The organism is Ottowia sp. (assembly GCF_047975795.1).
Lineage (GTDB): Bacteria > Pseudomonadota > Gammaproteobacteria > Burkholderiales > Burkholderiaceae_C > Ottowia.
Genome location: NZ_JBKEEE010000002.1, coordinates 25,625 through 51,143, shown reverse-complemented (window position 1 = coordinate 51,143; position 25,519 = coordinate 25,625). Strand labels below are relative to the sequence as shown.

The 25,519-nt window shown below is 62.0% G+C and carries 19 protein-coding genes; 13 read left to right on the top strand and 6 right to left on the bottom strand.

What is annotated here, in order from left to right; genetic code table 11:
* Positions 1-295: 295 nt before the first annotated feature.
* The 4 genes from ACK5NW_RS00230 to ACK5NW_RS00215 all read right to left on the bottom strand — a co-directional run bounded on the left by ACK5NW_RS00230 (position 296) and on the right by ACK5NW_RS00215 (position 3,890).
* On the bottom strand, positions 296-1,255 hold the full coding sequence (locus ACK5NW_RS00230) for a hypothetical protein (protein WP_416924239.1): 960 nt from the start codon (positions 1,253-1,255) through the stop codon (positions 296-298).
* A 185-nt stretch (positions 1,256-1,440) separates the two neighbouring features.
* Positions 1,441-2,067 carry a glycerol-3-phosphate 1-O-acyltransferase PlsY gene (plsY, locus tag ACK5NW_RS00225; RefSeq protein WP_416924238.1) on the bottom strand — a complete coding sequence of 209 codons (627 nt, stop codon included), beginning with the start codon at positions 2,065-2,067 and terminating at the stop codon, positions 1,441-1,443.
* An 85-nt stretch (positions 2,068-2,152) separates the two neighbouring features.
* Complete coding sequence (locus tag ACK5NW_RS00220) at positions 2,153-2,644, bottom strand: aminoacyl-tRNA deacylase (RefSeq protein ID WP_416924237.1); 492 nt, start codon at positions 2,642-2,644, stop codon at positions 2,153-2,155.
* A gap of 187 nt (positions 2,645-2,831) precedes the next feature.
* Positions 2,832-3,890, bottom strand: a complete 1,059-nt coding sequence (locus ACK5NW_RS00215) for an aldo/keto reductase (RefSeq protein ID WP_416924236.1) — start codon at positions 3,888-3,890, stop codon at positions 2,832-2,834.
* Between the two features lie 157 nt (positions 3,891-4,047).
* Between ACK5NW_RS00215 and ACK5NW_RS00210 the strand changes: the two genes are divergently transcribed.
* The 10 genes from ACK5NW_RS00210 to rpoD all read left to right on the top strand — a co-directional run bounded on the left by ACK5NW_RS00210 (position 4,048) and on the right by rpoD (position 20,106).
* A complete protein-coding gene (locus ACK5NW_RS00210; RefSeq protein WP_416924261.1) occupies positions 4,048-4,977 on the top strand; it encodes an alpha/beta fold hydrolase in 930 nt (309 codons plus the stop codon).
* Between the two features lie 48 nt (positions 4,978-5,025).
* The gene (locus tag ACK5NW_RS00205; protein WP_416924235.1) at positions 5,026-5,775 is read left to right on the top strand and encodes an SIMPL domain-containing protein; all 750 of its coding nucleotides are present in this window, start codon (positions 5,026-5,028) and stop codon (positions 5,773-5,775) included.
* Positions 5,776-5,850: 75 nt separating this feature from the next.
* Positions 5,851-6,955 (top strand): peptide chain release factor 2 gene (prfB, locus tag ACK5NW_RS00200; protein WP_416924234.1). Its coding sequence is split into 2 segments (ribosomal slippage): positions 5,851-5,931 and positions 5,933-6,955, totalling 1,104 coding nucleotides; the frame shifts between segments, so codons are not numbered across the junction.
* A gap of 86 nt (positions 6,956-7,041) precedes the next feature.
* Complete coding sequence (locus ACK5NW_RS00195) at positions 7,042-8,106, top strand: YiiG family protein (RefSeq protein WP_416924233.1); 1,065 nt, start codon at positions 7,042-7,044, stop codon at positions 8,104-8,106.
* A 58-nt stretch (positions 8,107-8,164) separates the two neighbouring features.
* A complete protein-coding gene (locus ACK5NW_RS00190; protein WP_416924232.1) occupies positions 8,165-9,520 on the top strand; it encodes a WD40 repeat domain-containing protein in 1,356 nt (451 codons plus the stop codon).
* A 45-nt stretch (positions 9,521-9,565) separates the two neighbouring features.
* Complete coding sequence (gene pepN, locus ACK5NW_RS00185; RefSeq protein ID WP_416924231.1) at positions 9,566-12,289, top strand: aminopeptidase N; 2,724 nt, start codon at positions 9,566-9,568, stop codon at positions 12,287-12,289.
* Between the two features lie 18 nt (positions 12,290-12,307).
* Positions 12,308-13,339 (top strand): class 1 fructose-bisphosphatase, encoded by a 1,032-nt coding sequence (locus tag ACK5NW_RS00180; RefSeq protein WP_416924230.1) that lies wholly within the window; start codon positions 12,308-12,310, stop codon positions 13,337-13,339.
* 100 nt (positions 13,340-13,439) lie between these two features.
* Positions 13,440-15,557: a M48 family metallopeptidase gene (locus ACK5NW_RS00175; RefSeq protein WP_416924229.1), complete on the top strand. Its 2,118-nt coding sequence runs from the start codon at positions 13,440-13,442 to the stop codon at positions 15,555-15,557.
* 55 nt (positions 15,558-15,612) lie between these two features.
* A complete protein-coding gene (gene dnaG, locus ACK5NW_RS00170; RefSeq protein ID WP_416924228.1) occupies positions 15,613-17,520 on the top strand; it encodes a DNA primase in 1,908 nt (635 codons plus the stop codon).
* 306 nt (positions 17,521-17,826) lie between these two features.
* Positions 17,827-20,106: an RNA polymerase sigma factor RpoD gene (gene rpoD / locus ACK5NW_RS00165; protein ID WP_416924227.1), complete on the top strand. Its 2,280-nt coding sequence runs from the start codon at positions 17,827-17,829 to the stop codon at positions 20,104-20,106.
* Positions 20,107-20,172: 66 nt separating this feature from the next.
* Here the strand turns inward: rpoD and ACK5NW_RS00160 are convergent, their stop codons facing one another.
* A complete protein-coding gene (locus ACK5NW_RS00160) occupies positions 20,173-20,652 on the bottom strand; it encodes an EVE domain-containing protein (RefSeq protein ID WP_416924226.1) in 480 nt (159 codons plus the stop codon).
* A gap of 54 nt (positions 20,653-20,706) precedes the next feature.
* On the opposite strand from ACK5NW_RS00160, the gene ACK5NW_RS00155 reads away from it, so the two are divergent.
* On the top strand, positions 20,707-21,759 hold the full coding sequence (locus ACK5NW_RS00155) for a serine/threonine protein kinase (RefSeq protein ID WP_416924225.1): 1,053 nt from the start codon (positions 20,707-20,709) through the stop codon (positions 21,757-21,759).
* A 7-nt stretch (positions 21,760-21,766) separates the two neighbouring features.
* Here ACK5NW_RS00155 and aldA read toward each other — a convergent pair whose 3' ends face one another.
* Entirely contained in the window at positions 21,767-23,200 is a 1,434-nt protein-coding gene (gene aldA, locus ACK5NW_RS00150) for an aldehyde dehydrogenase (RefSeq protein WP_416924224.1), read from the bottom strand.
* 287 nt (positions 23,201-23,487) lie between these two features.
* On the opposite strand from aldA, the gene ACK5NW_RS00145 reads away from it, so the two are divergent.
* Together ACK5NW_RS00145 and ACK5NW_RS00140 are read left to right on the top strand one after the other, a co-directional pair.
* Positions 23,488-24,153, top strand: coding sequence for a TetR/AcrR family transcriptional regulator (locus ACK5NW_RS00145; protein WP_416924223.1), 666 nt, complete (start codon positions 23,488-23,490; stop codon positions 24,151-24,153).
* Positions 24,150-25,382 (top strand): efflux RND transporter periplasmic adaptor subunit, encoded by a 1,233-nt coding sequence (locus ACK5NW_RS00140; protein WP_416924222.1) that lies wholly within the window; start codon positions 24,150-24,152, stop codon positions 25,380-25,382. Before ACK5NW_RS00145 ends, ACK5NW_RS00140 begins: the two co-directional genes overlap by 4 nt.
* Positions 25,383-25,519 lie beyond the last annotated feature (137 nt).

Sequence of the window (25,519 nt, the reverse complement as noted above, 5' to 3'; positions counted from 1 at the left end):
CTTTACTTGCCCCGCACGACGACCTGCCGTCTGGAGCCTCTCCAAAAAAATCTTTCCCCTTCCCGCTGCGGCTAAGAGCGTATTCAACCTCTCAGCCGTGAGGGGTGTGGGATGCGTATCGGGATGGGCTGCAAGGCGAAAACCGCAGCGATACCTGGTGGCGGTATCGCGAGGATTTGCAACGCAGCAGACCGCCCGAGGCCGCGCCCACACACCCGCGCTGAGACATTGAACACGCTCTAAGGCAGTGAAAGGGCTTTGGTTAAGCGGCGGGGCGGGGCGGGCCGCAGCCCGCTCAGGCCCTGGACTGCCGCAGCCCCCACATGGCCGCCAGCAGCCACAGCGACCATTGACCCAGCGTAGGCACGGCCACTGCGCTGGTGCTTCGGAACACAATCGTGACGTGCGACTGGCCGCTGGCCGTCGTGGGTGTGCCGTTGTTGGCCGTCAGGCTCCAGTCGGTGGCACCGCCGGTGGAAACAGGTGTGGGCACCGATGCCGGGGCTCCTGTTGATGAAGATGCGTAACTCGACGGGAAAGTGGGCACGGGATTGGGTGCATTGGCTCCAAAGGTCAGTGTGCCTGCTGCAGGTGCGGTGCTGCTGCTGGTTCCGCCAGAGCCAATGGCCGCGCCACCTGAATAGCTGGCGCTTGCATCTTCCGCGCTGCCCGTCGCGCTGATGACGCCGCCACCAAGGGTCACCGTGGCACCATCGCCGTCCCAGCCACCGCCAATGCCCGCGCCAAATTGGCCACCCGTGGCCGTGACCGTGCCACCCCTTACTTCCACCGTGCCGCCTGCGCCGGAAGAGCCACCGCCAATGCCCGCGCCCTGGTCCCCACCCCTGGCCTCGACCGTGCCGCTACCCCCAGCGCTGCTGTCGACAATCGTGAGTGTCTCAGTTGCGCCGACACCAATGGCGGCAGAATAAATAGGCGGGTTGGTAATGCTGACGCTCTGGCCATTCAAGTCGATGGTCAGGCTGCGCCCGGCAGGGGTGAGCAGATATTCGCCTGCTCCTGCGGTGTAGGCACCCGCCACCAGACAGAACGTCAGATCGGTGGCCGCACCGTTGTAAGCCGTCATCAGACTGCTCCAATCAGTCACGTTGGTGCCCACGCAAGTGCCAGTGTCGGCCCGCGCCGGTGTGCCCACCAGGGCCGCCAGCGCAACAGCGGCAAAGCCAAGGCCCGCTGCGCGGGCAAGCCGCTGGCGAACGTTTGAAACTGGGGGCGCGGTGGTGTCGGAGGTCAAGGTGCTGAAGGTCAAGGTACTGGATATCGAGTGGTCGGCTGGTCAGACTGCACGGTCAATCAGAACTGACGCCAACCCGGTTTGCTGCCAACCACTGTCAAAACCATGAAACCGTCGCCCGATGTCGCCCGATCTCAGCGCCGCGCCGCCACTTCGATGCGCCACGCCGTGGCGATGGACGGCGGTCATGGCTTTTTCTTGCTCCCCAGTTTGGATTCAGTGCCTGTCAGCAGCCGCTGGATGTTTTCGCGGTGCCGCCACAGCAGCAGCGCCCCCATGCCCATCATGGCCAGTGCAATTTGCCCCGATGCGGCCCACAGCGTGCCACCGCCCAGCAGGTAAATCGCCGGGGCCAGTACCGCTGCCGTCATAGATGCCAGCGACGAGTAGCGAAACCCCACCGCCATGCCAATCCACACCAGCAGCGCCGCTGCCCCCAAGCCCGGCTCAAACGCCAGCAGCACGCCCGCCGCCGTGGCCACGCCTTTGCCACCTTCAAAGCGAAAGAACACTGGCCACAAATGCCCCAAAAAAGCCGCCAGCCCCACCAGCGCCTGCGTGCCCTCGCCCAGTCCGTAAGGCGCGCCGAACCACTTGACCAGCACCACTGGCAGCCAGCCTTTGGCCGCATCGAGCAGCAGCGTGACGATGGCCGCCTTTTTTGACCCAGAGCGCAACACGTTGGTCGCTCCGGGATTGCCGCTGCCATAAGTGCGCGGGTCGTTCAGGCCCATCACGCGACTGACGATGACCGCAAAACTCAACGAACCCATCAAATACGCGGCCAACACCGCCAATAAAGGGCCTAGCATGTTTACTCCATATTTGATAGCTGTTTGCGCTTGATGAACAAGCGATAAAGGCTTATTTCATTGATGAAAATTGGCCGTGTGCCGGTCACAAGTCGATCGCGCACTGTACCGGCTTGGCACCCAGCACCTGCACGCACACCTGCGGAGCAATGCCGATCAGATAGCCGCGTCGCCCACCGTTGATGGCGATGCGTGGCAACTCCAAAATGGTCTGCTCCACATACACCGGCATCGCCCGCCGGGTACCAAAAGGCGAAGTGCCACCCACCAGATAACCGCTGTGGCGCTGGGCCACCTCAGGCGCACACGGGGCGACCGATTTGGCCCCGATCTGCCGCGCCAGCTGCTTCGTCGACACCTTGCGGTTGCCGTGCATCAGCACGATCAAGGCTTTGGCATCCTGATCTTGCATCACCAAGGTTTTGACCACCGCATACGGATCAAAACCCAGCACCTCGGCGCTGTGCGTGGCCCCGCCGCGCTCCACGTACTCATAAGGGTGTTCTGTAAAGGCCGCGCTGTGCGCACGCAGCATGGCGGTAGCGGATGTTTCGGCGATGTGCTTGGGCTTGCTCATGCCCGCATTTTGGGGCATGCCCCGCCCTCACCCAACCCTTTGTCGCCAGCGGGAGATGGCACCAAGAGGTCACAAAGCAAGCCAAACCAGCGGGTGCCGTGGCCGGGCTGTGCCCAGGCACCGGTACCGCCTCCTGGAGGGGGGAAGAGCGAAACATGGCCAAGCCAGTGCAGCCAAGGGGGTTGGTCTAATTCGCCGGATCACGCATTTCCAGCCGGATGGCATCGCACGCGGCCAGTATGTCGTCATTGAGTTGCACGTCCCACGCATCCAAGTCTTCGTCCAGTTGTGCCAGCGTGGTCACGCCGATGATGGTGCTGGCCACGCGCCACGAGCGGTAGCAAAACGCCAGCGCCAGTTGCGTGGGCGTCAGGCCGTTGTCCAGCGCCAGCGCGTTGTAGCGCTTGGCGGCGGCCAGTGATGATGGGCGGCCCCAGCGCTGATTTTTCATGCGCTCGTAAATGCTCATGCGGCCGCGCGGCGCATCAGGGCTGTGGATGCCGGTGACGTCGTACTTGCCCGTCAGCAGGCCAAAGCCCAGCGGCGAATAGGCCAGCAGGCCCACGTTCAGCCGGTGGCAGGTTTCGTCCAGCGCGTTGTCGTAGACACGGCTGATCAGGCAATACGGGTTTTGCGTGCTGACGATGCGTGGCAAGCCATGCTCTTCGGCCAGGCGCACGAATTCGTGCACGCCGTAAGGTGTTTCGTTGGACAGGCCAATGTGGCGCACTTTGCCCGCGCGCACCAGCTTGGCCAGCGCCTCCAGTTGTTCACAGATGGGCGTTTGCGTGTGTTCTTGCTGCGGGTTGTAGTACTGCATGCCAAAGGCGGGCACGTGGCGCTCGGGCCAGTGGATTTGGTACAGATCGATCACGTCGGTTTGCAAGCGCTTCAAACTGGCGTGGCACGAGGCTTCAATGTCGGCCGCCGTCATGCCGACCCCTTCACGAATCCAGGGCATGCCACGCGAAGGCCCGGCCACTTTGCTGGCCAACACGATCTTGTCCCGCGCACCCGGGCGAGTACTCAGCCATCGACCAATGATGGTTTCAGTGGCACCGCAGGTGTCGGCGGTGGGCGGCACGGGGTACATCTCGGCGGTATCAAAAAACGTCACGCCGCGCTCCAGCGCGCGGTCCATGATGGCAAAGGCATCGGCTTGAGCCACCTGCTGGCCAAAGGTCATGGTGCCCAGAAAAATGGGGGTGACGTGCAGATCGCTTGTGCCCAGAGAAATAGTTTGCATGGAAGAGTTGGATGGAGTCGACATGCTGCCAAGTCTATGGCCAGTTGCATGAGGCGGCCCCGCGCCAGCCTGTCGCACGACGGACTCCGCAAAGCCCGCACCTGCATGCCACGCCTGAATAATGCGGCCCATGCATTGCACAGACGACGCTCACAATATTTATCAGCCTCGGCGCGCTGCGCGCAGCGAGTTCGTGCCCATCCGCCTGCACCGCTACCACGTGCACGTGTGGGGCAACCCTGCCGCCAGCCAGCCACCACTGGTGCTGATGCACGGCTGGATGGACGTGGGCGCGTCTTACCAGTTCATGGTGGATGCGCTGTCGGACGATTTTCTGGCTGACCGCCTGATCATCGCGCCCGACTGGCGCGGCTTTGGCCGCACCACCGGCCCGGCGTGCGATCACTACAGCTTTGCCGACTATCTGGGCGATCTGGAATACCTGCTTGACCATTACGCGGGCGAGCGCCCGGTCGATCTGGTGGGGCACAGCATGGGCGGCAACGCCGTCATGCTCTACAGCGGCACGCGAGCTGCACGCATTCGCCGCCTGATCAATCTTGAAGGCTTTGGCATGCCCGCCACGCGGGCCAGCCAGGCACCAGGGCGTTACGCCCGCTGGATCGACGAAATCAAAACCCTGCACAGCGGCGGCTACGCCCTCAAAACCTATGCCGACGCTGATGGCGTGGCCGATCGGCTGATGAAAACCAATCGCCGCCTGCTGCGTAACAAGGCTCTTTGGTTGGCCCGGCAATGGGCCGAGTCGCGCCAAGACGCGGACGGCCAAACCCGCTGGCACGTACTGGGCGATGCCGCCCACCGCGTCATCAACCCGCAGCTTTACCGGGTGGACGAGGTGCTGGCCCTGCTGGCGCACATTACCGCCCCCATGCTGATGGTGGAAGCGGCAGATGACAGCCTTTCCGGCTGGTGGGAAGGCAAGTTCACGCTGGACGAATTTCACGAACGCCTGCAAGCCGTGCCCAACGTGCGCCGACTCGTGCTGCCCGACTGCGGCCATATGCTGCACCACGATCAACCCGAGCGGCTGGCGCTCGAACTGGAAGCCTTTTTGCAAAGTTGATGCCTGTGCATTGGTATCCTTTAGCGCTTTTCCCCACAGGAACTCGCCATGCGCACCCGCCACCTGTTCGTATCGCTTTGCTTGATCGCCCCCTCCACCATGCTGGGTGGCATCCCTGCGGCGCTGGCTCAAACCACGGCAGATCAAACACCACAAATCCGCGTCAGCGGCACCGCCGCCGTGCGCGTGGTGCCCGATGAAGTCATGCTGGACATTGGCGTAGAAACCCGCCATGCCGACCTGCAAGAAGCCACGCGCCAAAACGCCGAACGGGTTACCCGCGCGCTGGCGCTGATTCGCCAGCACGGCGTGGCCGAGAAAAACATCCAGACCAACTACCTCCAGGTCGAGCCAGACTACATCCACGACCGCATCGATCCCCCCGCCTACCGGGTGAACAAACGCATCGGCCTGACGCTGACCGATTTAAACCAGTTCGAGGCACTGCTTTCCGGCCTGTATGCCGCTGGCGTCAACCGGGTAGGCAGCATTGAATTTCGCACCACGCAACTGCGCCAGCACCGAGACCGGGCGCGCGGGCTGGCCATCCAGGCCGCACGCGAAAAAGCCGACGCCATGACGGCGCAATTGGACGTCAAGCGAGGACGGCCCTTGCAAATCAGCGAATCTGCGGCCTCCGTGTGGGGCGGATCATGGAGCGGCTGGCGCGGGCGCGACATGCGCCAGCAAAACACCGTCCAACAGGGCGCAGACCAAGCCGCTGGTGGCGATGATGGCTTGACCGTCGGTCAGATCAGCGTCACCGCCACCGTGGACGTGGTATTTCAACTGGAGTAACCAGCTGGCCTTTGCGATGGGGTTTTGCATGAGAAAATCTGCGGTTTTGCCACAGAACCCGCAGGACAACACAGCATGGACGCAGAACGCATCAACCAGATTGGCGACCGCATCGACGACCTTCGCGCGCGCACCGACGCGCTACGGGGGTATCTTTGACTACCCTGCCAAAGCCGAGCGCCTGCGCACTGTGAACGCCGCGCTGGAAGACCCAGCGATCTGGAACGACCCCAAAAAAGCCCAGGAGCTGGGCAAAGAAAAAAAATCCCTCGACAGCGTGGTGGTGGTGCTGGACGCGTTGACGCAAAACCTGTCCGACAACGCCGAGTTGTTCGAGATGAGCCGCGACGAAGGCGACGAAGCCGCCCTGCAGGCCATCGACGACGACGTGGGCAGCCAAGCCAGCACGGTGGAAGACCTGGAGTTCCGCCGCATGTTCAACCAGCCTGCTGACCCCAGCAATGCCTTCATCGACATCCAGGCCGGTGCCGGTGGTACCGAAGCGCAGGACTGGGCCAGCATGCTGCTGCGCCAGTACCTGAAGTACGCTGAACGCAAAGGCTTCAAAACCGACATCGAAGACGAAACACCGGGCGAAACCGCAGGCATCAAGAGCGCTACCATCAAGGTCGAGGGCGAATACGCCTTTGGCCTGCTGCGCACCGAAACCGGCGTGCACCGCCTGGTGCGCAAAAGCCCGTTTGACTCAGCCGGAGGGCGTCACACCTCGTTTGCGTCGATCTTCGTCTACCCCGAGATCGACGATTCGATCGACATCGACATCAACCCCGCCGACGTGCGCGTGGACACCTATCGCGCCTCAGGCGCGGGCGGCCAGCACATCAACAAAACAGATTCCGCCGTGCGCCTGACCCACACACCCACCGGCATCGTGGTGCAGTGCCAGGACAGCCGCAGCCAGCACAGCAACCGCGACGTGGCCTGGCGCCGCCTGCGCAGCCGCCTGTACGACCACGAAATGCGCAAGCGCATGGAAGAGCAGCAAAAGCTCGAAGACAGCAAGACCGACGTCGGCTGGGGCCACCAGATCCGCAGCTACGTGCTGGACCAGAGCCGCATCAAGGACCTGCGCACCAGCGTCGAAATCAGCAACACGCAAAAAGTGCTGGACGGCGATCTTGACCCTTTCATCGAGGCCAGTCTCAAACAAGGCGTCTAAGCCTTTCTCGCCACCACCCCCGCCACAAGCCTTCAGGGGTTTGGGCTACAACCACTTTTTTTCATCCTTCAGGGAGCCTGCATCCAATGAACCACCCAACCACCCGCCTTTTTTGCCTCGCCGCCGCCAGCGCTCTGAGTCTGGCTGCGCTGTCGGCCTGCTCCGACAAGGCCGCCGAGCCAGCCGCCCCAGCCACAGAAACAGCCGCCACCAGCACTCCAGCGCCTGAAACCGCCCCCGCAGCAGCGCCTGCTGCCCCTGCTGCGCCCGCCCCCGAAGTTGTCGACAGCGCTCAAGTCATCAGCGATAAGCTGAACGCCTACATCAAGTGCTACAACGGCGTGAACCAGAGTGCGCAACGGAGCATCGAACGCTACGCCAGTTGGGTCAAGAACATGGACACTGGCCCCACGGGCCAGGAGAGCATCGTCTATGGCCTCGACACGCTCGCCTCAAGTGCCGTCAGCAACTGCAAAGACGACATCACCGCCGCCGTTGCGCAAACGCCAGCCATTGACGGTCTGGACAACGCCGCGCGTGCCTACCTCGACGCGCTGCTGCCACTCAACGACAAGCTGAATGAGGCCGACAATTACTACAGCCGCGAGAATCACAAGGACGACGCCTTCGCCAAAGGCAAAGCCATGCACCAGCCGCTGAGGCAGGCCATGCAGGCCTTTGAGGTCGCCAGCACCGCTATGTCCAACGCGCTCGACGTGGAAAACGACAAACGGCAGGCCACCGAGCTGGCACGCGTCGAGCAAACCGAAGGCCGCAAACTGCGCTACTGGCACATGGCGACCATGGCTGATGCCAAACACCTGGTGCACATCCTCGATAAAGCCTCGTTCAACATGGAAGACGCTACCGCCAAACTCGCGGCCTACGAAAAAACCGCCGACGAACTGGTCGCCTACGCCAAGGCGCACGAAGACGAACGACCCATGATGTGGTCCAGCGTGGACCAACACCTGGAGACTTTTCGCGTCGCGGCCAAAGAGCGCCTGCGCCGCGTGCGCGACAAAACGCCCTACAACAGCGGCGAGCGCATGATCGTCGGCACCGACGGCGAATGGATGGTCAAAGGCTCGCCCGGCAAACTGGTGCACGCCTACAACGACTTGATCAAGAGCAGCAACAGCTTGCGTTGATACCCACCATCCAATGCCCCGCCAGCCTGTACAAACCGTAGGTTGACCGCTTGCCCCCATGAACGCCACCGCAACTTCAGCCCAGGAATGGAAAGCTGCTGTCTATGCCTACGCAGCGGATTTGAATGCCTACATCGCCCGTGGCGATGCCTGCAATTGGAAAGGCATGGATGATCACGACCGCGCACCTGACACCTCAAAGCTGCTCGAGCACATGCTGACGCAGTTGCACGCCGCCAACGCGCAAGGCACCGAATCGGCCATCGCCGCTTTTCGGGCGCAGTGGCCACCGCTGTACGAAGCCACGTTCCCGCTTTTGGAGGACAACAGCCAAGACTTTGCCGGGCTGGCGTGGTTGCCGGATGGCGCGTTGATGGTACGCACGGGTTCCTATTACGAACCGGGTCAGGTGTTCAAAATTCACGGCGTGCAAGTGGCCGAAATGCCCGAGGTCGACATGTTCGGCCTCAGCCCTAACCAGCAGGTATTGGCACTCGTGGCCCCCGGCTCTGATGTGGTCCGGTTGGTGAAAAGCGCAGACCAAACGCCGCTGGCCCAGTTCAATCTGCCCGATGGCAGCGAGGGGCTGCCGCCGGGCTTTACCACCCAGAGCGTCGAAGGCGACTCCAGCAGCGACAACGGGTACGAGGGGCTTAATGTCAACACCTTGGTGCAGATCATTCCTTTTGACGACGCCAGTGGCGTGGTCGTGGTGCAAAACACTGGGGTATTTTTGGTCACAGCCTCTGGCATTCGGCGCTTGTTGCCCACAGCCGATGACCTGCAAGAAGAAATGGAGGGCGCAGAGCCTTACCCGGTTCACCTGGACATGGCGCATGCAGCCATTTCACCAGACGGGCGCTGGATTGTGTGCGGCTCGCAAGACAGTTGCCACTGCGTGTTCAATGCACAAGGCGAATTGATCGACTGCATTGACCCCCACAGCGAATACCCGCACCATGCGGCCTTTTTTGCAGATGGACGGCACGTGGCCTTCAATGCCTGCCACTTGTACAACGGCGCAACCATGGCTGTTGCAGTCGATGCGTTGGGCAGCATCCAAAGTGATCATTACGAAGAGCACCCGGCAGTGACCGATATCGACACCTCTGCGCGTGTTTATGCCAGCGCGGCAGTCGATGACGCGCTGGTGCTGGGCGATGCCAATGGTTACCTCTGGGTGCGCAACCCCAAAGGCGAGTTGCAATGGAAGCAGCACCTGGGCAGCACCATCAACGCCATGGCAGCATCGGCGGACGGAAAGCGCCTGGCCGTGGGAAGCTACTCCGGCACGGTGCACATCATCGATTTGACCAACACCCAGGCTGCACCTGAGCAAATTGGCGTGCGTGCGCGCCGGGAAGTGCGCCGCTGGCTTTTCTGGAAACAGCAAAATCGCCCACTGGCCTGGTAAATCGCACACCAAGCCCATTCAACCTGAAGTACCCAAGGAATTTACATGCGTGAAGGACAAGCCCACGTCACCCGCCGCCAGGACTACGCGTCGCCTGCGTTCTGGATTGATGAGGTCGCGCTCAGCTTCGACCTCGACCCCACCAAGACCCGCGTGCTGAACAAGATGCGCCTGCGCCGCAATCCGGACGTAGCCACCCAGCCGCTGCGCCTGGATGGCGATGGTCTGAACCTCTCGCGCGTGGTGCTGGCGGGCCAGGGTTGCAGCTTTCGCATGGACGGCAGCGCGCTGGTGCTGGAAAACCTGCCCGAAGGGGATGCGCCTTTCGAGCTGGAAATCTTCACCACCTGCAACCCCGAGAAAAACACCCAGCTCATGGGCTTGTTCTTGAGCGGTGGCGACTTTTTTACCCAGTGCGAGGCCGAGGGGTTCAGGCGCATCACCTATTTTCTTGACCGCCCCGACGTCATGGCCACCTACACCGTCACGCTGCGGGCCGACAAGGCGCGCTACCCGGTGCTGCTGTCCAATGGCAACCTCGTCGATGCAGGTGATCTTGAAGACGGTCGCCACTTTGCCACCTGGCACGACCCGCACAAAAAACCCAGCTACCTGTTCGCCCTGGTGGCCGGCCAGTTCGTGGCGCGCGAGCAGCGCATCACCACGCGCAGCGGCGGCGACCATCTGTTGCAGGTGTATGTGCGCCCCGGCGATCTGGACCAGACCGAACACGCCATGCGCTCGCTCATCCACTCAGTGCTGTGGGACGAAGCGCGCTTTGGCCTCAAGCTCGATCTGGAGCGCTTCATGGTGGTGGCCACCAGCGATTTCAACATGGGCGCGATGGAAAACAAGGGCTTGAACATCTTCAACACCCGATTCGTGCTGGCCAAACCCGCCACCGCCACCGATGCTGATTTTGATGCAGTGGAAAGCGTGATCGGCCACGAATACTTTCACAACTGGACCGGCAACCGCGTCACCTGCCGCGACTGGTTCCAGCTCAGCCTGAAAGAAGGGCTGACCGTGTTCCGCGACCAGGAATTCAGCATGGATTTGGCGGGCACGCCCAGCGCGCGCGCCGTCAAGCGCATCGAGGATGTGATCCGCCTGCGCGCCGCACAGTTTCCGGAAGACGCTGGCCCCATGGCGCACCCGGTGCGGCCCGATGAGTACCTGGAGATCAGCAACTTCTACACCACCACCATTTACGAAAAAGGTGCCGAAGTGGTGCGCATGGTGCAAACGCTGGTGGGGCGCGAGGGCTTTCGGCGCGGCATGGATATGTACTTTGAGCGCCACGACGGTCAGGCCGTCACCTGCGACGATTTCGCCCAGGCCATGGCCGATGCCAACCCCGGCAGTGATCTGGCCCGCCTGCTGTCACAGTTCAAGCGCTGGTACAGCCAAGCGGGCACGCCCGTGCTCAAGGCCGAGGAGCATTACGACGCCGCTGCGCGCACCTACACCTTGCAACTGTCGCAAAGCTGCCCGCCCACACCTGGGCAAACCGACAAGCAGCCTTTTGTGATCCCTGTCCGGCTGGGATTGGTGGGCACTGATGGTGCCGACTTGCCCCTGCAACTGGCCGATGCCGAAACGCCGATTCAAAACCACACCTTCGTGCTAAGCGAGGCCCAAACCACGCTGCGCTTTACGGGCGTGGACAGCGTGCCCGTGCCATCGCTGCTGCGCGGTTTTTCTGCCCCGGTGGAATTGTCTGTGGGCCACAGCACCGAGCAGTTGCTGCACCTGCTGGCGCACGACAGCGACCCCTTCAACCGCTGGGAAGCTGGGCAGCAACTGGCGCTGCAATTTGCTACTCAATGTATAGCTGATAACGCAAGCACCAAAAGCACAAAACCGCTCAATGACGCTTACATTCAGGCACTGCGCACGGCCCTGCATGACCCTGCGCTGGACGCCGCCTTCAAAGCCTTGCTGCTCACCCTGCCCAGCGAGGACTACATCGCCGAACAACTGGACGTGGTCGATCCGCAGCACATCCACGCCGTGGCCACGGCCATGGACTGCCAACTGGCAAGCGAGCTGCAAACCGACTGGCAGCAGGCGTATGCACAACATGCCGACACCGGTGCCTACACGCCCGATCCGGTCTCCAGCGGACGCCGCGCACTGGCCGGTCTGGCCCTGCGCATGCTGTGCATGGCAGCACACGTCCAGGGCGACGCCGTATGGCCGGGCAAGGCTTACCAGCGCACCAAAGACGCGGGCAACATGACCGACCGCCTGAACGCCTTGCACGCGCTGGTGTGCAGCGGCCACGATCTGGCCGCACCTGCCCTGCAGCGCTTTTACCAGCAGTTCAAGTCTGAACCTCTGGCGCTGGACAAATGGTTTTCGCTGCAAGCGCGCCAACCCGACCGGGGTGGCCAAGTGTTGCCGCTGGTGCGCGAACTCATGCGCCATCCCGACTTCAAACTGCGCAACCCCAACCGGGCGCGCAGCCTGATCTTTGGTTTTTGCAGTGGCAACCCTGCGGCCTTTCACCGCAGCGACGCCGCAGGCTACGTGTTCTGGGCCGACCGCGTGCTGGAGCTGGACGCCATCAACCCGCAAGTGGCCGCCCGCCTGGCACGCGCGCTCGATGCCTGGGCGCGCCTGGCCGAGCCTTACCGCAGCGCCGCACACGAAGCCATTGCCCGCGTAGCCGCCAAGAGCGATTTGAGCCGCGACGTGCGCGAAGTCATCACCCGCGCGCTGGCTGCGGCCGATACCGACAACCCCGCACCCACTTCCAACCCTTGAACTGAAAAGGCCCACACCATGAGCGCCCGTGTATCCCTGACCCGCCACCTGGTTGAAAAGCAGCGCGTGGACGGCCTTATCCCGTCCAACCTGCGCCTGCTGCTGGAAGTGGTGGCGCGCGCCTGCAAAAGCATCAGCCACGCCGTCAACAAAGGCGCTTTGGGCGGCGTGCTGGGCAGTGCGGGCAGCGAGAACGTGCAAGGCGAGGTACAGAAAAAGCTCGACATCATCGCCAACGAGGTGCTGATCGAGGCCAACGAATGGGGCGGCCACCTGGCGGCCATGGCCAGCGAAGAGATGGACGCCATCCACGTTGTGCCCAACCGCTACCCCAAAGGCGAATACCTGCTGCTGTTCGACCCGCTGGACGGCTCCAGCAACATCGACGTCAACGTCAGCATCGGCACCATCTTTAGCGTGCTGAAAATGCCCGAAGGCGACCGCGGCGTGGAAGAACAAGACTTTCTGCAACCCGGCTGCCAGCAGGTGGCCGCAGGCTATTGCGTGTACGGCCCGCAAACCACGCTGGTGCTGACAGTGGGCGATGGCGTGTCGATGTTCACGCTTGACCGCGAGCAAGGCAGCTTCGTGCTGATCGAGGACAACGTGCGCATTCCTGAAGACACCAAGGAATTTGCCATCAACATGAGCAACATGCGCCACTGGGATACCCCGGTCAAGCGCTACATCGACGAATGCCTGGCCGGCAAAGATGGCCCACGCGGCAAAGATTTCAACATGCGCTGGGTGGCCAGCATGGTGGCCGACGTGCACCGCATCATGACGCGTGGCGGCATCTTCATGTACCCCTGGGACAAGCGTGAACCCCATAAGCCCGGCAAGCTGCGCCTGATGTACGAGGCCAACCCCATGGGCTGGCTGATCGAGCAGGCCGGCGGTGCCGCCACCAACGGCCACCAGCGCGTTCTGGACGTACAGCCCAAACACCTGCATGAGCGCGTGAGCGTGATACTGGGCAGCAAGAACGAGGTGGACCGCCTGACCGCGTATTACAAGGAAAGCGCGCCCGCTGCGCCAATGGTTTCATAGATACTTTTTTGTCAGGCACGGCACGTGCCTTGAAAAGATCGGCGCGGCCCTCGTCAAGGGCCGCATTTTTTTGCTGCACAAGCACACAAGGAAAAACCACATGACAGGGAATCTGCTGGCCAAGCTGCCGCCGCTGACGCGCGTGCTGATGTGGATGGTGGCCCTGCCTTTGGCGCTGGCCGCTTTTGGCGGCTGGGAATTGAGCCAATATCCGGCCTCAGCCCCTGCAGGCATGACCGCCAGCGACAACGCCCAAGCCCAGCACATCCAGGATCTGCAAGCTTTGCAGGCGCAACTGGCCTCGCGCTCGCCACACGACACCGTGCGCATCAACGGCCGCCCTACCACGGTGGTCGTGGCCAGAGCGAAGGTCAAAGCCCTGCTGGATCAGATCAAAGAAGAACAGACGCGCCAAAACATGGCCACCCGCATCGTGCGCCCTGCGGCCTGGACGGTGGTGGTCAGCGGCCTGCTGGCGGCCCTGTGGGGCGTGCTGGGCATTGCGAGCGCACGGCATGCGGGCGGGCGGGCATTGCGTTCACGCGATGCACTGATTGCGGCCTTTGCCCGCTGGCGCGGCTATTTGCAACCTTATCTGGGGGTGCTGCTGGCGCTCATTACCCTGACTTTTCTGGCCCTGACCGTGGTGCGCTGCGCGGTGGCCTACGACGTGTTCACCGCTGATGGCCGCGTATCCAGCGGCATGGTCAAGTGGCAGGCGCTGTTGGTCATGATCACGGCCTTCACGGCCTGGGGCGCTGCCGCCGCATGGTGGCGTCTGCGCCAATCGGTGCAGTTCATCAGCGAACCCAACGACGTCATGGGCCAGGCGCTGACGCCCCAACAAGCGCCTGGGCTGTGGCAGCACGTGCGCGAGCTGGCCGCACGCGTGGGCACGGCCCCGCCCGAGCACATGGTGCTGGGCATGGTCGAAAGCTTTTACGTCACCAACCACACCCTGCGCACGCAGCCTGCACAGCAACTGCTGGAAGGGCGCACACTGCATTTGCCACTGACTTACCTGAGCCTGCTGCGGCGCGACGAGATCGACGCCATCATCGCCCACGAAATGGGGCACTTTCTGGGTGAAGACACCGCCTACAGCATGCGCTTTGTGCCGCTGTACGCCAGCATGGAGCACGCGCTGCACAGCATGACCGACAAGGGCGAAATCCCTTGGGGATCGATCCCCGCCTACACCTTCAGCGCCTATCTGCTGGAAAGCTTTCACGGTGCGGTCAACCACTGGAGCCGCCAGCGCGAGCTGGCGGCTGATGCCGTCAGCGCCCGTGTGGCAAGCCCCGAAGCAGCGGCACGCGCACTGGTGCACGTGTCGGCCCTGGCACCGGTGGTCGAAGAACGCCTGGAGGCCATTGCCCGCCGCCCGGCCGAGACCGGGCACGATTTGATCGCCATGCTGCAAGAAGACGTGCGCGCCAAGCCACTGGCTCCGCCCGATCTCAGCGCCGAGGCCGCCACCACCCACCCGTTCGACACCCACCCGCCCACGATAGACCGGCTGAAAGCCCTGGGCGCACCCCGCATGCCCCAACTGGCTGCCCCCGACGATGATGCGCTGCAATGGGTGCGGTCGCTGTTTGCCGACAGCGCTGCCGTGCAAAGCGCACTGCTGGCCGACTTCAAATCCGCCGCCACCGAATACAACGCCGAAACCCGCCGCCACCTGCAAGCCATGAGCGATCAGGTCAAAGGCACCGTGGTGCTGCACGAATCCCGCGCGCTGCCCATCGGGGTCTTTGCAGCTGCTGCCGTATTGGGCCTGGCCACACTGGCCGCAGCGGCGCTGACTGGCTGGAGTCAGCACCTCGTTGCACTGCTGATCATGCTGACGATCACCGCCGCTTTGGGTGGTCTGGCCGTTTTGTGCTGGAAGCGCACCCAGCACGAGGTGATGACACTGACCCCCGATCACCTGTTGCTGCCCGGCATGGATCAGCCCTTGAGCTGGGGTGCGGTTGAATCGCTGCAAATCAACCTCGTCAACAGCACTTTGAGCGCCATCTTTGACTTGACGCCCGAAACCCCTTTGCCCACCTTGCGCCACAGCAACATGCGGCGCACCGTCGTCAAGGCCCGCAAACACCGGCTCATCGTCTCGGCAGTTGGCACGCGTGGCCTCAAAATCGAGCAAGCCGCCGAGTTGATCGACACCTACCTGAGCGGCTGGCATGCGCGCGAGGCCATGCAGCAGATGTAAGCATCCGGCTGCTATCCGCCCGCATCCGTCACCCCTCATCCATCACAATCTGCGCGTGGCCATTCCCCAGCATTTCATTCAGGAGCTTGTTGCACGCACCGACATCGTGGAGATCGTCGGTCGCTACGTGCCGCTGAAGAAGACCGGGGCCAATTTCTCGGGGCTTTGCCCTTTTCACTCCGAAAAATCGCCCAGCTTCAGCGTCAGTCCGTCCAAACAGTTTTTTCACTGCTTTGGCTGCGGCAAAAACGGCAACGCCATTGGTTTTTTGATGGAGCACACGGGCGCGGGCTTCATAGAAGTGGTGCACGATCTGGCCCAGCAATACGGCATGCCGGTGCCCGAGGACGAGCGCAGTCCCGCCGAGCGCGAGCACGCCGCCCAGCAGGCCGCACAACGCGCCACCCTGACCGACGTGCTGGCGCGCGCAGGCCAAGCCTACAGCAAAGCGCTGAAAGACACGCCCCGCGCCATCGACTACCTCAAACGCCGCGGCCTGTCGGGCGCAGTGGCGCGCGACTTTGGTCTGGGTTATGCGCCCGAAGGCTGGCGCACGCTGGCGGGGGTGTTTCCCGACTACACCGATCCGCTGCTGACCGAAAGCGGCCTGGTCATCACCAGCGAAGAAGATGAGGACAAACGCTATGACCGCTTTCGCGATCGCATCATGTTCCCCATCCGCTCAATCAAGGGCGAGGTCATTGGTTTTGGTGGCCGCGTGCTGGGCGATGAGAAGCCCAAGTACCTCAACTCACCCGAAACCCCGGTGTTTCACAAGGGGCGCGAGTTGTACGGCCTGTTCGAGGCCCGCAGCGCGCTGCGCGAGCACGGCTATGCGCTGGTCACCGAAGGCTACATGGATGTGGTGGCCTTGGCACAGCTTGGGTTTGGCAACGCCGTGGCCACCCTGGGCACGGCCTGCACGCCCGAGCACGTGCAAAAGCTGTTTCGCTTTACCGACAGCGTGGTCTTCAGCTTTGACGGCGACGCCGCAGGCCGCCGCGCCGCCCGCAAGGCGCTGGAAGCCGCCCTGCCCTTTGCCACCGACGTGCGCAGCGTCAAGTTTCTGTTTTTGCCGCCCGAGCACGACCCCGACAGCTTTATCCGCACCGAAGGGGCTGATGCCTTTGGCCAGGCCGTCAAAGACGCCATGCCACTGTCGCTGTTTCTGCGTGAAGTGGCGGCCGAAGACTGCGATTTGAATACGGCTGAAGGGCGTTCACGCATGGCGGCCAACGCCCAGCCTTTGTGGCGCTTGTTGCCCGGCGGCGTGCTGGCGCAGCAAATGCTGGCTGATCTGGCTGCGCAAGTGCACATCGGCACCCATGAGCTGGAGCAGCTCTGGGGTATGCCACAGCGCGGCACGCCCAGCGGCAGCGGCCACCGCGAGCCGCGCCAACCCCATCGGGCACCTGAGCGCACCGCCTCACGCACAGCCATGCGCCCCGCGCTCGAAGCCCATGCCCGCAACATCATCCGCCTGTTGCTGCGCCACACCGCGCTGTGGGACGACCTGACCAGCGCCGACCATGAAATGCTGTGCCGCATCGACGGCCCTTACGGCGACGCTTTTCGTTGGCTGGACGCACAAACGCTGGAGCACGGGCCGCAACCGCTGGCCTTGATCTTCGTGGCGATGGAAGGTGCTGGTTTTGAAAGCCTCGTCAAAACCATTTATGCCGAAGACACCATGCACGCCAGGCTTTCCGACGATGCAGTCCCCAGCAGCAGCCCACAGGAAGCAGACACCTCAACCCAGGACTTGAAGGTTTGTGTGACCAAAGCCTGGCTTGAAGTCACGGGCGATGACATCCGCTTGCTGGCCGAACAACTGGCGGGCAACACCACAGCAGAGGCCACCACAGCAGAGTCAGAAATTCGCACCGAATACCAGCAAGCCATGGCCAAACAGATGCAATTGAAGCGCCAACTGCTTGAACTCACCCGATCCAGCCCCAAGTAAACGTATAATTACAGGTTGTTTTTCAGGCAAGAGCGACAGCAGCACCTCCGAGTCGGCCCGCGCGCCCGCGTCAAGCGCGCAACCCACAATGGGTCAGGCCACCTTATCGCAAGGACTGCATACCAAATGTTCGCCCCACCATCTTGCCCGTAACGCCCGTGACCACCATGTTCGTGGCCGCTTCATGGCGTTGCTGACCGCTTTCTCGCAACTTGTTCGTTAATTTGAGCTGTCCTGCCTGGGGCTTCGTGCGTTGTCATGGGGCTGGGCCTGTCAGCTCGTTCCACAATCCAAGAGGTTTTATTCATGCCGACCAGCGCCAAAACCATCAAAGCAGCCGCCAAACCTGCCATCAAGAAGGCCGCCGCCAAAAAAGCGCCCGCCGCAGAAGAGCTTGAGTCCCAAACAGGCAAAACTGCCAACGCAAAATCTACCGCTGCACCCGCCAAAAAGACAACACGCCCGGCCAAAGGCGCTGCGGCGGCTGAAAAATCAGCACCACCAAAGCGCGGACGTGCGGCGAAAAAATCGGGCCGCAAAGGCGACGATGACGATACCGATTTGTCTGACATCGAAAGCGATCTGGAAGGCGAGCCAGAGGCACCGTCTGAACCCACTGTGGTTGAAAAAGTCAAACCTCTGCGCATGAAAATCAGCAAGGCCAAGGAACGGGCCTTGATGAAAGAGTTTGGCCTGGACGAGGGCGTGCTGTCGGAAGAAGAAGTCAGCACACGCCGCGCCAACCTGAAGGCGCTGCTCAAGCTGGGCAAAACACGCGGCTACCTGACACACCAGGAGATCAACGACCATTTGCCCGAAAAACTGGTTGACACCGAGACGCTGGAGGCCGTGATCTCCATGCTGAATGATCTGGGCGTGGCCGTTTACGAGCAAACGCCCGATGCTGAAACCCTGCTGATCACCAACACCGGCAGCAACACCGCCACCGAAGAAGAGGCCGAAGAAGAAGCCGAGGCCGCACTGTCCACCGTAGACAGCGAATTCGGCCGCACCACCGACCCGGTACGCATGTACATGCGCGAGATGGGCACTGTGGAGCTGCTCACGCGCGAAGGCGAAATCGAAATCGCCAAACGCATCGAAGGCGGCCTGATGGACATGATGCAGGCCATCAGCGCATCGCCCGCCACGATTGCCGAAATTTTGAAAATGGCCGCCGAAATTCGTGAAGGCAAGGTGGTGATCAACACTATCGTCGACGGTTTCAGCGATGCCGATGAAAACGATGACTACGTCGCCGAAGAAGATTTCGACGAATACGACGAAGACGATGATGACGATGGCAAGGGCGGCTCCAAGGCCATGACCCGACTGCTTGAAATGCTGAAAAATCAGGCGCTGGAGCGCTTTGACGAGATTGGCGCACTGTTTGAGAAAGTACACAAAGCCTACGACAAGGAAGGCTGGGGCTCGCCCAACTACACCAAGGCCCAGCATGCGCTGTCTGAGCGGTTGATGACCATCCGATTCACCGCCAAAACCATTGAAAAGCTGTGCGATCTGCTGCGTGGTCAGGTCGACGACGTGCGCAAATACGAGCGCGAGCTGCGCCGCATCATCGTGGACAAATGCGGCTTTCCGCAAGAGCAGTTCATTGCCGATTTTTCAGGCCGCGACAAGGCGGGCAACAAAGCCCCCTCTCACCTGCTCAACCTGAAATGGGTGGAAAAGCAGGCTGCAGCGGGCAAACCCTGGAGCACCATCATGGAGCGCAACATTCCACCCATTCAGGATTTGCAGCAAAAGCTGACCGACCTGCAAGCCCAGGTGGTGGTGCCGCTCGATGAGCTGAAAGGCATCAACAAGCGCATGAACGAGGGCGAAGCCTCCTCGCGCGACGCCAAGAAAGAAATGATCGAGGCCAACCTGCGTCTGGTGATCTCGATCGCCAAAAAATACACCAACCGTGGCCTGCAATTCCTGGATTTGATTCAGGAAGGCAACATCGGCCTGATGAAAGCGGTGGACAAGTTTGAATACCGCCGTGGCTACAAATTCTCGACCTACGCCACCTGGTGGATTCGCCAGGCCATCACGCGCTCCATCGCCGACCAGGCCCGCACCATCCGCATTCCGGTGCACATGATCGAAACCATCAACAAGATGAACCGTATCAGCCGCCAGCATCTGCAAGAGTTTGGTTTTGAGCCAGACGCCGGCATTCTGGCCGAGAAGATGGAAATGCCCGAGGACAAGATTCGCAAGATCATGAAAATCGCCAAAGAGCCGATCTCCATGGAAACACCCATCGGCGACGACGACGATTCGCACCTGGGCGACTTTATCGAAGACCAAAACAACACCGCCCCAGCCGACGCCGCCGTGCAGGCCGGTCTGCGCGATGTGGTCAAAGACATCCTCGATGGCCTGACCCCGCGCGAAGCCAAGGTGCTGCGCATGCGCTTTGGCATCGAAATGACCAGCGACCACACGCTGGAAGAAGTGGGCAAACAGTTCGACGTCACGCGCGAGCGCATCCGCCAGATCGAGGCCAAAGCGCTGCGCAAACTCAAACACCCCAGCCGCTCCGACAAGCTACGCAGCTTTATGGATCCCACAAGCTAAACGCCGATACAGCTACGGCAACCACCACCGCCATCAGCCATGCACTGATGGCGGTTTTTTTATGGATCACCCCAGCAGCCGTTCAATGGCATGCCACTCTTGGGCCGTCACCGGGGTGATCGACAGGCGGTTGCCACGTTGCAGCACACGCATGCCTGCCAGCGCGGGGGTTTCGCGCATTTCTTTCAGGCCCAGCACACGCGTTTTGCGCAACGCCTGCACGTCCAGCAACAACCAGCGCGGGGCGTGCTGCTGGCTGGACGCATCAAAGTAAGGCGACGCAGGATCAAACTGCGTCGGGTCGGCCCGGGTGCCCGAAGCCACGCGCGCAATGCCCACCACGCCCGGCTCGGCGCAACTGGAGTGGTAGAACAACACCCCATCGCCCACACGCATGGCATCGCGCATGAAGTTGCGGGCCTGGTAATTGCGCACACCCGTCCAGGGCACAGTGTGTTGCAGCGCGGCCAATGCATCGTCAATCGAGCACTCCTCAGGCTCTGACTTCATCAACCAGTATTGAATGGCAGATCGGGTTGTCGTCATGCACGCATTGTGTCGCCTGCCGGCATGCGCCCTCCAGGCCCGACAATGGCAACCATGGATGAACCTGCACCTCACCCTTTCAGCCAGCTCACACCCAATTTGGTGCAAGACGCTCTCTCGGCCCTGGGCCTGATGGGCGACGGGCGGCTGATGCCCCTCAACTCGTACGAAAACCGCGTCTACCTGGCCCATCTGGAGCCTGGTACGCCGCTGGCCGCCGAGCACCCGGCGGTGGTGCTCAAGTTCTACCGCCCTGGGCGCTGGTCGCACGCGCAGATTGAAGAGGAACACGCTTTCGCAAACGAACTGGCAGCGGCTGAAGTGCCCGTGGTCGCCCCACTGGCCGTGGGCGGGCGCACGCTGCACCAGCACGGCAACTTTGCCTTCAGCCTGTCGCCTCGCCGTGGGGGCCGCACGCCCGAGCTGAGCGATGCCGAGGCGCTGGAATGGATTGGCCGCTTCATCGCCCGTCTACACACCGTGGGCGCACGCCAGCCTTTTGCACACCGGCCCGCCGTGGACATCGCCAGCTACGGCATCGAACCACGCCACTGGCTGCTGACGCACCACGCCTTGCCGCTGGAAGTCGAACGAACCTGGGCCGATATCAGCCAAGAAGCTATTGATTTAATAGCTATAAACCAAATATCTACCTTCAATAACAATCAATTTGATATTGATAAGAATAGCCTTTCCACCCTGCGCCTGCACGCCGACTGCCACCCCGGCAACATCTTGTGGACGCCCACCGACCGACCTGGCGGCGGCCCGCACTTCGTCGACCTGGACGATTGCCGCACCGGCTGCGCCGTACAAGATTTGTGGATGCTGCTGGCCGGTGACCGCCTTGAACGTCAGCGCGCCCTGGGTACCTTGCTGGACGGCTATGAGCAGGTGCGCCACTTCGATCGACGCGAACTGGCGCTGATCGAGGCCCTGCGCACCCTGCGGCTGATCCACTACAGCGCCTGGCTGGCCCGCCGCTGGGACGACCCGGCTTTTCCCGCTGCCTTTCCCAGCTTTGGCACCCCCGACTACTGGCGCGGCCAGATCAATATCTTGCGCGAACAGATCGAGGCCATGCAGGCCCCGCCGCTGGTGGTCTGAATGCGCTTCACGCCTCTACGTACACCACATGGGTGTGGGTGTACTCGTACAGGCCGTGCTTGCCATCGGCTCCACCCACACCAGATTTGCGCACCCCAGCGTGAAAGCCCTGCATGGCCTCGAAGTTCTCGCGGTTGATATAGGTTTCGCCAAAATCAATCTCACGCATGGCGTGCATGGCCTTGGACAAATCGCGCGTGTAAATGGAAGAGGTCAAACCGTATTCACAGTCGTTGGCCATGGCAATGGCCTCGTCCAGATCATCCACGATCTGGATCGGCAGCACTGGGCCAAAGATCTCTTTGCGCATAATTTCCATATCGGCCTTGCAACCTGCCAGCACAGTGGGCTGGTAGTGAAAGCCCTTGCCAAGGTCGGCCACCTGGCCACCCGTGACCACCTGGGCACCGTCAGCAACCGCCTGGCGCACCTTGGCGGCTACGCCATCCAGTCCTTTTTGATTGATCAGCGGCCCCATTTCCACATCCGCTTGGGCCAGTGGGTCGCCGTAGCGTGTTGCGCTCATTGCCTTGGCCATGCGGTCGGTAAATTCTTGTGCCACAGACCGCTCGACATAAACACGCTCGGCGCAGTTGCAAACCTGGCCCGTGTTGATGATGCGCGAGGCACGAATGGCATTCACCGCCAAATCCAAATCTGCATCAGCGAGCACAATGGCCGGTGCTTTTCCGCCCAGTTCCAGGTTGAGCTTGGTGATGTTGCTGGCTGCCGCCGCCGCAATGCGCGCACCGGTAGGCACGCTGCCGGTAAAGCTGATCATGTTGACACCAGCGTGGGCCGCAATAGCTGCGCCCGTCGCCCCCTGCCCATAGACGACGTTGAACACACCGGCGGGCAAGTCGGTCTCAGCCAGCAGTTCGGTGAAAGCGTGGCAGTTGATGGGCGTTTCTTCGCTGGGCTTGATGACGATGGTGTTTCCAGTCAGCAGGGCGGGAGCCATCTTGCGGGCAATCAGAAAGAAGGGAAAGTTCCAGGGCAGAATGCCGCCCACCACGCCCAGTGGTTTACGCAACAAAAAGATGTTTTCTTTGGGGCGGTCGCTGGTGATGATTTCACCTTCCAGGCGGCGCGCCCATTCGGCCATGTAATCCATATAGTCGGCCGTAAAGTTCACCTCTACTTCGGCCAGCCCGGAAATCTTGCCTTGCTCTTGGGTAATAGTGCGCGCCAAGCGTGGCGCATGTTCGCGCAGTTTGGCGGCAATCCGGCGCAAATGACCTGCGCGTTCGATGGCCGGTTTGCGTGCCCAGTCTTTCTGTGCGGCGCGGGCCGCTTGTAGGGCACGGTCAACGTCTTCCTGGCTTGACAGCGGTGATTGCGCCAGCACCTCCCCCGTAGCTGGGTTTGTGACCTCGTGCAGTTGTGTGCTGTCGGTAAATACGCCGTTGATGTAGTTGCGAAGGGTTGTGACCTTGCTCATGCCTTATCTCCTTGGTGTGGCTTTCAATTTTGTAGTCTGCGGACAATCGCCAGCCCGGTGAGTGAACGTCGATTCACCTTGCGGTCAACGCGCTCTGGTCTGGCACTCAAAACCTGGGCGGGCACATCCCCGAAGCACCCTCTCATACGGGAGACCCAGTGGCACAACTTATACCCCACACGTGCACCCCTCAAACCCAAGATCAAGGCCACCATTTAATCTGCATCAACCTGCCCATTCCTACAATCCACGGTTTGACGTACATTACTAACCAGCCAGTCAGTAACATGAACGCCAGCACCTCCTCACCCACCGATACCGCACACAAGCGCGAACGCCGCAAGCACGATCGCCCGGGCGAGCTGCTGGACGCAGCGCTTCAAGTGTTTGTGGAAAAAGGCTACGCCGCCGCGCGGGTGGAAGAAGTGGCCAGGCGCGCGGGTGTGTCCAAGGGCACGTTGTTTTTGTACTTTGCCAGCAAAGAGGCGCTGTTCAAGGCCGTGGTGCGCGAGAACATTGGACGCCATGTGGCCGATGGACTGCGTCAAGTGGCCGAGTTCACTGGCCCCAGTGACGAGTTGATGCGCGAATTCATCCGTCATTGGTGGCAAAGCTACGGCAGCTCTCCGGCAGCCGGTTTGAGCAAGCTGCTGGTGGCCGAAGCGGCCAACTTCCCGTCGCTGGTCGCGTATTACCGTCAGGAGGTGGTCGAGCCTGAGCATGAACTAGTGCGCCAAATCTTGCAGCGCGGCATGGCGCGGGGCGATTTTCGTGCGGTCGATTTGAACTTGACGCCGCTGCTCATCATCGCCCCGCTGGTGCAGATGACGCTGTGGCGCTTTACCCAAACGGTGTGCTGCACGCCCAGCGTGGCACCGGACCCCACCGCTTTGCTGGAGCAGCATGCCGAGATGGTGATTCGCGGTCTGCGTAAGGATGGTTCCGCCCCATGAAAACCTGGCAAAAACTGGCTTTGACTGCACTGGCGCTGGCTGCACTGGCCGGTCTGGGTGCGCGCAGTTATCAGGCTCGCCAGGCCGAGCGACAAGCCTTGTTAGCGACCACCAAGCCCCCGTTGATGGCGTTGACTCCTGCCGATCTGGCCATCGCGCAGGTGCGCGATCTGGACACCGGCCTGCCCCTGACGGGCACGCTCAAAGCCGTTAACTCGGCCATCGTCAAAGCACGGGTGCCGGGCGAATTGCAGGGCTTGAGCGTGCGCGAAGGCGACAGCGTGCGGGCAGGCCAGGTGCTGGCCCGGGTAGAACCCACCGAATACGCCGAGCGCGTGCGCCAGATGCGGCTGCAAGCCGATGCGGCGCAAGCCCAGGTCGATATCGCCCAGCGCCAGTACGACAACAACGTGGCACTGATGGACAAGGGCTTCATCTCCAAAACCGCGCTCGACAACTCGCTGGCCAGCCTCAACAGCGCCCAGGCGAATTACCGCGCCGCCCAGGCTGGGGCTGAAGTGGTACGCCAATCGCTGTCCGACACGGTGCTCAAAGCGCCCATCGACGGCCAGATTGCCCAGCGCCTGGCCCAACCCGGCGAGCGCGTGTCCCCCGAAGCACGCATTGTCGAAATTGTCGACCTAAGCCGACTGGAGCTGGAAGCCGCGCTGGCCCCTGCCGACTCGGTGGCGGTGCGTGTGGGCCAGCACGCGCTGCTGGACATCGAAGGCGTGGCCCAGCCGGTGCAGGCCACGGTGGCGCGCATCAACCCCAGCGCCCAGGCGGGCAGCCGCAGCGTGCTGGTGTATTTGAACGTGGCCACCCAGCCAGGCCTGCGTCAGGGCCTGTTTGCCCACGGCCAGCTGCGCATGGCCAGTGAACGCGCACTGGCCGTACCCCTGAACGCCGTGCGCACCGACAAGCCTGCGCCTTATGTGCAAGTGGTGGATACGGCCAAGGGCACCATCGAGCACCTGCCGGTGCAAACCGGTGCCCGCGGCAAAGCGCATGACACTGCCCAGAGTGCACCCCAAGGTGCTGCCCACAGCGTGCCGCAAGATGAAACATGGGTGGCCGTGCAGGGCGTGCCCGAAGGCGCATGGGTGCTGCGCGGCACCGCCGGCGTGTTGCGTGCAGGCACCCCTGTCAACGTCGAAGCGATCAAGGCGTCATCGACCGCGCCCTCTTCTGCTGCGGCCAGCGCCGCATCCAGCATGCACCCGTCATGAAAGCGCAGCGCGTGTCAGCCTTTTGCCCCAGTGCAGCAACATCTATCGTTTTGATAGCTGATTGTGCAATATGGTACTGCGTTAAATGCCAATTTGGTTTTCAGACCTGGCATTGCAAGGCACGCTGAACACGCCTC

Bases quoted from the DNA above. Each gene is read 5' to 3' on its own strand.
- plsY (WP_416924238.1), bottom strand. From the start codon at position 2,067: ATGCTAGGCCCTTTATTGGCGGTGTTGGCCGCGTATTTGATGGGTTCG.
- ACK5NW_RS00220 (WP_416924237.1), bottom strand. From the start codon at position 2,644: ATGAGCAAGCCCAAGCACATCGCCGAAACATCCGCTACCGCCATGCTG.
- ACK5NW_RS00215 (WP_416924236.1), bottom strand. From the start codon at position 3,890: ATGCAAACTATTTCTCTGGGCACAAGCGATCTGCACGTCACCCCCATT.
- ACK5NW_RS00205 (WP_416924235.1), top strand. From the start codon at position 5,026: ATGCGCACCCGCCACCTGTTCGTATCGCTTTGCTTGATCGCCCCCTCC.
- ACK5NW_RS00195 (WP_416924233.1), top strand. From the start codon at position 7,042: ATGAACCACCCAACCACCCGCCTTTTTTGCCTCGCCGCCGCCAGCGCT.
- ACK5NW_RS00190 (WP_416924232.1), top strand. From the start codon at position 8,165: ATGAACGCCACCGCAACTTCAGCCCAGGAATGGAAAGCTGCTGTCTAT.
- pepN (WP_416924231.1), top strand. From the start codon at position 9,566: ATGCGTGAAGGACAAGCCCACGTCACCCGCCGCCAGGACTACGCGTCG.
- ACK5NW_RS00180 (WP_416924230.1), top strand. From the start codon at position 12,308: ATGAGCGCCCGTGTATCCCTGACCCGCCACCTGGTTGAAAAGCAGCGC.
- ACK5NW_RS00175 (WP_416924229.1), top strand. From the start codon at position 13,440: ATGACAGGGAATCTGCTGGCCAAGCTGCCGCCGCTGACGCGCGTGCTG.
- rpoD (WP_416924227.1), top strand. From the start codon at position 17,827: ATGCCGACCAGCGCCAAAACCATCAAAGCAGCCGCCAAACCTGCCATC.
- ACK5NW_RS00160 (WP_416924226.1), bottom strand. From the start codon at position 20,652: ATGACGACAACCCGATCTGCCATTCAATACTGGTTGATGAAGTCAGAG.
- ACK5NW_RS00155 (WP_416924225.1), top strand. From the start codon at position 20,707: ATGGATGAACCTGCACCTCACCCTTTCAGCCAGCTCACACCCAATTTG.
- aldA (WP_416924224.1), bottom strand. From the start codon at position 23,200: ATGAGCAAGGTCACAACCCTTCGCAACTACATCAACGGCGTATTTACC.
- ACK5NW_RS00145 (WP_416924223.1), top strand. From the start codon at position 23,488: ATGAACGCCAGCACCTCCTCACCCACCGATACCGCACACAAGCGCGAA.
- ACK5NW_RS00140 (WP_416924222.1), top strand. From the start codon at position 24,150: ATGAAAACCTGGCAAAAACTGGCTTTGACTGCACTGGCGCTGGCTGCA.